General features: G+C 59.5%; 3 protein-coding genes. 1 reads left to right on the top strand and 2 read right to left on the bottom strand.

Going from position 1 to position 7,273, the window contains the following annotated elements:
- Window positions 1-1,244, top strand: a 1,244-nt coding sequence (locus AMR42_RS03690; protein WP_143472917.1) for a CHAT domain-containing protein, incomplete at its 5' end; no start/stop codon positions are given.
- A gap of 20 nt (window positions 1,245-1,264) precedes the next feature.
- Here the strand turns inward: AMR42_RS03690 and AMR42_RS03685 are convergent.
- Together AMR42_RS03685 and lepA are read right to left on the bottom strand one after the other, a co-directional pair.
- The gene (locus tag AMR42_RS03685; protein WP_099532122.1) at window positions 1,265-4,696 is read right to left on the bottom strand and encodes a response regulator; all 3,432 of its coding nucleotides are present in this window, start codon (window positions 4,694-4,696) and stop codon (window positions 1,265-1,267) included.
- Between the two features lie 612 nt (window positions 4,697-5,308).
- Window positions 5,309-7,120: a translation elongation factor 4 gene (lepA, locus tag AMR42_RS03675; RefSeq protein WP_099532124.1), complete on the bottom strand. Its 1,812-nt coding sequence runs from the start codon at window positions 7,118-7,120 to the stop codon at window positions 5,309-5,311.
- Window positions 7,121-7,273: the final 153 nt, after the last annotated feature.

The following is a 7,273-nucleotide window of genomic DNA, read 5'->3' as shown; positions in this document are numbered from 1 at the left end:
CTTTGATTGTCCAAGGTCCGGCGGGGCAAGCCTTGGCGGTGCCGGAACGGGCCCGGCCCCGGGCCTTTGTGGAACTGTTGGCCGCCCGTTCGGGCCATTTGTCCAACCAGCCCCGCCCCGCGGCCAGCCCACCCCCCACCCTCAGCCAAATTCAGCAGTTAGCGCGCGATCGCCGCTTGACCTTGGTGGAATACACGATCGGCCAGCGATCGCTCCACATTTGGGTGGTGAATCCCCAGGGAAACGTGACCCTCCGCACGGTAGCGATGGCGGGAGCCTCGGCCGAAGCCACCCTGGCTACCCAAATTCAAGAGCTGCGGCGAACCCTGCCCCAAGGACAACTGCTGGCGGCAGAGTTACGCCGTCAACTGAACGGGCTGCATCGGCAACTGATCGCTCCGATCGCGGACTTGTTGCCCACAGATCCCCAGGAACCGGTGGCGATCGTGCCCCAAGGGCTGCTGTTTTTAGTGCCCTTTGCCGCTTTGCAAGCTGAGGATCGTCAGATGCTGCTCGATCGCCACAGTTTGTTTCTCACCCCTGCGATCGATGTGTTGCGGTTGCAATTTGCCGAAACCCCGCCCGATCGCCCCTTAGCATCCGATGTGGTGGTGGGGGTCGATCGCGCGGCCCTGGTGGTGGGCAATCCGGTGATGCCGGCCGTGCCTCCCGTTTGGGGAGCGGCCCCCAGTCCCCTGAGCAATTTACCCGGGGCCGAATCGGAAGCGCGCCAAGTGGCCCAACTGCTTCAGGTCAAGCCGCTGTTGGGGGCCCAGGCCACCAAAGGCGAAATTTTGGATCGGATTACCCAAGCGCGCCGAATTCATCTGGCCACCCATGGTTTGTTAGATGACTTGGGTAATTCGGGAATGCCCGGGGCGATTGCCCTTGCACCGGCTGCCGGTGATGACGGCCTTCTCAGTGCCGGTGAAATTATGGAATTGCGGTTGGCGGCGGAACTGGTGGTGCTCAGTGCCTGTGATACGGGGCGCGGCCGAATTACTGGCGATGGGGTGTTGGGGTTGTCTCGTTCTTTTTTGGCGGCGGGGGCCGATCGGGTGGTGGTGACCCTTTGGAAAATTCCCGACGAACCCACCGCAATCCTGATGGGCCATTTTTATGCAGCGCTTCAGCAGGGTAGTTCGCCCGTGGCGGCCCTGCGCCAAGCCATGATCCAAACCCGCGATCGCTACCCCAACCCGTTCCAATGGGCTGCTTTCACGGCCGTGGGTCGGCCCGACTGAAGATTGAGCATGGGCCAGCCCTAGTCTTCTAGGTTGAGATTGACCGAGAAGGTCAACACCGTTTCATCAACGCCCTTCAGTTCCAAGGGCCCCACTTTTTCGATGTCGTTTTCATCCAAATAGTCCGCCACGGCCGCCGACACCAAAACCGTGCCCGGTCGGGCCGCTTGCTGAATCCGAGAAGCGATGTTCACGCAGGGGCCAATGGCCGTGTAGTCCGATCGCTCCGCACTGCCAAACATGCCCACCACCGCCGTGCCCTGATGAATGCCGCAGCGGAACCGGACGGGGGGAATGGCCTGCTCGCCCCAAACCTGATTCAGTTGGTGCAGTCGTTCGGACATTTGACGCGCGGTGCGCACGGCCCGCTGCACCTGCTCGTTGGGGGTGGCTTCCTCGGGCGCACCGAACAGCACCAAAATCGCATCGCCCATGAACTTATCGATCGTGCCGCCGTTGGCAAAGGCAATGTGGGTCATTTCCGACAGGTATTCATTCAGCAGCTCGGCCACCTTGCGCGATCGCACCGTGTTCGAGAGCTGCGTGAAGCCCACAATATCGCTGAACAACACCGTAATGAGCCGAGGCTCCGGTTGCAAGTCCAACATCAACTCGCCCGCGGCCGCCTTGTTGACCAAGGATCCCGGCAAAAAGCGCCGCAACACCGATTCAGTCAAGTAGGCATTCAGTTCCGAAACCTTGCGTTCATTGGCCTTGAGGGCGATCAGGTTATGGACTTCCGCCAGCAATTCCCGATCGTCAAAGGGCTTGGCCAGATAGGCATCTGCGCCAATTTCTACCCCTTCAACCCGGGTGTCGGCATCGGCCTTGGCCGTCAGCAAGATAATTGGCGTGCCCTGGAGGGCTTTGTCTTGGCGCACCTGCCGAATCAGGTCTAACCCGGAAACCCCCGGCATCATCAGATCGGTCAAGATCAGATGGGGTTGGTATTGCTCGGCGGCGGCGATGCCTTCGGCCCCGTTGCGGGCCACAATCACCCCGTATTGATTCCGGCGCAAAATGCTGCTGACATAGCTCCGCAGGTCGGGGTTGTCGTCCACCACCAGCACCAATGGTCGATCGCCCAAGTCCTGCGGTTCCGGATCCGGCAATGGATCGTTGGCGCGGGTGGCGGCATCATGCTCCAGCAATTCGGCGGCCAGGTCTGCCAGCTCGATCGCGGCGCGGCTGCCTTCGATCGCCACCGGTTGCTCGATCGTTCGATCGGGCGGCAGGTGGGTGGAACCCCGGTCTAACCAAACGGAGAAAGTTGCCCCCTGGCCATAGTCCGACTCCACCGTCACCCGCCCGCCATGGAGTTCCACCAACTCCTTCACCAGGGCCAGGCCCAGACCCGTGCCCTCGTAACCCCGACTCACGGAACCTTCGGCCTGGCGGAACCGTTCAAAGAGGTGGGGAATTTGGTCGGCCCGAATCCCGATCCCCGTATCGCTCACTTGCAACAGATAATGCTGCCCCGTGGCTTCCACCGTGACCGTGATTGTTCCGCCGCGCGGCGTGAACTTCATGGCATTGGAGAGCAGGTTATAGAGCACCTTATCGAAGCGCTCGCTGTCTAGATAGGTATCGGGGCAGGGGGTGAGGTTGGCCACCAGGGCGATCTCCTTGCGATCGCAGTAGGGGCGGAAGGATTCCAAAATATAGCGGGCAAACTCCGCCAAATCGCAGGGGCGGAAGGTGGGCTGCATTCGGCCCGCATCCACCCGCTGCAAGTCCAGCAGTTGATTCACCAACCGCAACAGCCGCCGCGAGTTCCGTAGGGCCACGTCGGCCTGCTCGTAGGGCAAGCCTTGTTTTTGATTCACCGCCGCTTCCAGGGGCCCAATCATCAGGGTCAGGGGCGTACGGAACTCGTGGGAGATGTTTTGGAAAAATTCGGTCTTTTGCCGATCGAGCGCCAGCAGTTGTTCCGCCTGTTGGCGAGTGGTTTGGTAGAGGCGCGACTGTTGCACCGCGATCGCCGCTTGGACGGCCACCGCTTGCACCAGCTTGATTTCCGTGCGTTTCCAGGGGCGGGGATTGGCCTGGCGCAGGGAAATGCTGCCGATGATTTTTCCCTCCGAAAGCAGGGGAACCACCAACAGGGCCCGGGCCTGCTGCTTCAGGGGCAAGCTGGCGGAGAGGCTGCTTTCGTGTAGGTCATCGAGGGCGATCGGCTGTTGGGTGTCGATCAGTTGTTGCAAAACGGGGTTGCTGACGATCGGGGCGATCGAGCGGGGCAGGGGTTCATGTTGCCGGGCCGCCGCCACCGGATCCACCTGCTGGGGACTCCAAGACCAATCGTGATGATTGCCGCCCAAGGGCGGAACCTCATCAAACCCCACACATTGCACATACTCATCGTCCTTGGTCCAAAGGGAGAGGGCGCAACCGTCGGACTTCAGGGCCTGGCGTAACTGCTGGGTGATCGTGGCAAAGATGGTTTTGGGTTCCAGGCTCGATCGAATGGCCGTGGCGATCGCGTTCACCAGGGCTTCTTGATCGGCCAGGGCCCGCACCCGATCGTAGGCCCGCGCTTGGGCCAGGGCCAAAGCCGCCTGATCGGCCACCGCCACGGCCAACTGCAGATCTTCCTCGCTCCAGGGCTGCACCGTTTCGCAGCGATGGAGTGCCATCACGGCCATGGCTTCCCCGCGATAGACCATCGGCACGATCGCACTCGATCGAATGCCCAACCGCTCAAAGGCCGATTGTCGCCCTTGCCAAACCGGTTCCGAGGTTTGCAGCCGCTGATCCGTGGCCGCATCATCCACCGACGTGGCCGACTCCACTAGCCAAACCGTTTCCCGCAAACTTTCAAAAATCGTTTCGATCGACTGCTGAGTCACCGCCGTGGGATCGCTCGACCAATGGACAAACTGCTCATTGGTCAGGTGGCCATCTTCCACGGGCCGCAACAAACAGCAGTTTGACTGCAAGGCCTGGCCCACCGCCTCCACGATCGTTTGCAGCATCGTGCGCGAGTCCATGACACTGCGCACCGTGGTGGAAACCTCGTTGAGCAATGACTCTCGCCGCAGGGCTTGGCGCAACTCCCAAGTGCGCGATCGCAACACATTGTGAGTTTCCACCGCCTTGCGCACCGAGGCCTTCAGATCCTCGTCATCCCAAGGCTTCGTGACGTACTTAAACACCTTGCCGGAGTTGATGGCCTCCACCAGGTCATCCACATCCGTGTAGCCGGTGACAATAATCCGCATCACGTCCGGATATTGCTCGGCCGTCAAACTCAAAAATTCCGTCCCACTCATCAGCGGCATTCGCTGATCCGAGATGATGACGGCCACGTTGGGGTCTTTGGCCAAAATGTCCAAGGCTTCTGGGCCATTGTTGGCCCGCAAAACCTGGAACTCTCGATGCAGCGTTCGGTAGAGCAAATCGAGAATATCGGCTTCGTCGTCAATGACCAGGACTGTGGGCTTGGTCATCATGGGGCTTGCCCCCCAGCCCCGATCGGGTTGCAACCCAGGCTGTGGTGCTGGAGAAACTGCGGGCCAAGTTGCCGTTGGGAGTGAAGAAGCATCCATTGTGGGAGCAAAGAGCCGGCCATAGCGCCCTAGCGCGGGATGATGGGGAGTTGAAATGCCAAAGGGCAACGAACAACTGGTCGATCGCTTCAGCCAACGAATGGTAAGGGTTTAGGGCATTGGCGACTGCGAGTTTTCAGAACAGGTTACCCAGGGACTGATGCCGGATGGAGTAGGACTCAGACCACCGATCAGGCTCTTGGCGAATTTTGATGACCTATTGTAGTTCGGAGCGCCGCTGACTGGCTTCCTTCCCACTCGGCCTCGATCGGCTTTGTTCCGTGACCCAGTAAGGACTCAATGTTCCTTACGCCCTTTGCGGAACGAACTCCGGATGCGACTGTGGGAGGTTCACCGGGTGCATGGGGATGGTGAGTCCCGATCGCCCTGCAAAAGTCCCTGAAAACAGCCCTTAACCCCCACTGATCCGAAAGTTACGCCGGAATGCACCCTAAATTCTCAAGCTTTGAACCATCTTGCAAGGGGTTGGCTCCCATGGGCCCCAGGTCGATCGCCCTATTCCCGATCGATTTTTAACACGGCCATGAACGCAGACTGGGGCACATCCACTGTGCCGATCGCCTTCATCCGCTTTTTCCCTTCCGCTTGCTTCTTCAGCAATTTCTTCTTCCGGGAAATATCACCGCCATAGCACTTGGCCAACACATCCTTGCGCAGGGCGGGGATCGCTTCACTGGCCACGACTCGCGAGCCGATCGTGGCCTGGATTGGCACTTTGAACTGATGGCGCGGGATCAACTCCTTCAGCTTTTCCACCAGGGCCCGGCCCACGTAGTAGGCCTTATCCCGGTGGACGATCGCGGAGAGGGAATCCACCCGATCGCCATTAATCAGCACATCCAGCCGCACCAGCGGATTTTCCCGGTAGCCAATCAGAGAATATTCCATGCTGGCATAACCGCGTGATCGCGACTTCATTTGATCAAAAAAGTCCGTTACCACCTCCGCCAGCGGAATTTCGTAGATCAAGGTTGTCCGGCCCTGGGTCAGGTAGCGCATATCCACAAACACCCCGCGCCGCGTTTGCGATAGCTCCATCAACGTCCCGACAAAGCTTTCGGGCGTGATCATTTCCACCTTCACGTAGGGTTCTTCGATTGTTTCGCGATATTGCGGCTCCGGCAGCTCGCTGGGATTGTCAATCATCACCACCTCACCATCAATTTTGGTGACGCGGTAAACCACCGAAGGCGCGGTGGCGATCAGATCCAGGTTATATTCCCGCTCCAGCCGCTCTTGCACAATTTCCATATGCAGCAGCCCCAGGAAGCCGCAACGGAAGCCAAACCCCATGGCGCTGGAGGTTTCTGGCTCGTAGCTGAGGGCCGCATCGTTCAAACGCAGGCGATCGAGCGCTTCCCGCAGCTCGCCAAACTGATCGGAATCCGTCGGAAACAGCCCACAAAACACCATCGGTTTGGCTTCGGTGTAACCGGGCCAAGGTTCCGTCGCCGGTTTGCTGACCAGGGTGATGGTGTCGCCCACCCGCGCATCGCCCACGGCCTTAATCGAAGCGGCTAAGTAGCCCACTTCTCCCGCGTGTAGCTCATCGATCGGGCATTGATTCGGGGCCAACACGCCCAATTCATCAATTTCGTATTCCTTACCGGAGGCCATCAGGCGCACTTTGTCGCCCTTTTTCACTCGGCCATCCATGACGCGGAAATAAACAATCACCCCCCGATAGCTGTCGTAATAGCTATCAAAAATCAGGGCCCGCAGGGGTTTGTCTACGGTGTCCGCTGGCGGGGGCACTTTTTGGACGATCGCTTCCAAAATCTCGCGGATCCCGATCCCTTCCTTGGCCGAGGCGTGAATGGCCTCGCTGCAATCCAGGCCGATCGTGTCTTCAATTTCGCCAGCCACCCGATCGGGTTCTGCGCCGGGCAGGTCGATCTTGTTCAAGACCGGCACAATTTCCAAATTATTTTCCAAGGCCAAGTAAACGTTAGCCAGGGTTTGGGCTTCCACCCCTTGGGACGCATCCACCACCAGCAGGGCCCCTTCGCAAGCGGCCAAGCTGCGGGACACTTCGTAGGAAAAGTCCACGTGACCGGGCGTATCAATCAGGTTGATCACGTAGTCGTTGCCGTCTTTGGCCCGGTAGTCCATCCGCGCCGCTTGCAATTTAATGGTGATTCCCCGTTCCCGTTCCAGTTCCATGTTGTCGAGGAACTGTTCTTTCATGTCGCGCGCGGCCACTGTGCCCGTATCTTGCAGCAGGCGATCGGCCAGGGTCGATTTACCGTGGTCAATGTGCGCCACGATCGAGAAGTTACGGATGCGCGAAACGGGAACGTCGGTCATAGGAGCGGAACGGTAGGGCAAACGGGGAAAGGAAGCCAACCGCATTGTAACGAATTCCATAGCGTCTAATTCGCCTTGGCGCTCTGGATTGTTTGGGGCCAATGGGGCAATCGGGCTTTCGGCATGGATCGCGATCGGGCGGGGGCGATCGGG

Source organism: Limnothrix sp. PR1529, from assembly GCF_002742025.1.
GTDB lineage: Bacteria > Cyanobacteriota > Cyanobacteriia > CACIAM-69d > CACIAM-69d > CACIAM-69d.
Note: the sequence above shows the minus strand (reverse complement) of the source record. Positions and strands in the feature narration are given on the sequence as shown.

Bases quoted from the DNA above. Each gene is read 5' to 3' on its own strand.
- AMR42_RS03685 (WP_099532122.1), bottom strand. From the start codon at position 4,696: ATGATGACCAAGCCCACAGTCCTGGTCATTGACGACGAAGCCGATATT.
- lepA (WP_099532124.1), bottom strand. From the start codon at position 7,120: ATGACCGACGTTCCCGTTTCGCGCATCCGTAACTTCTCGATCGTGGCG.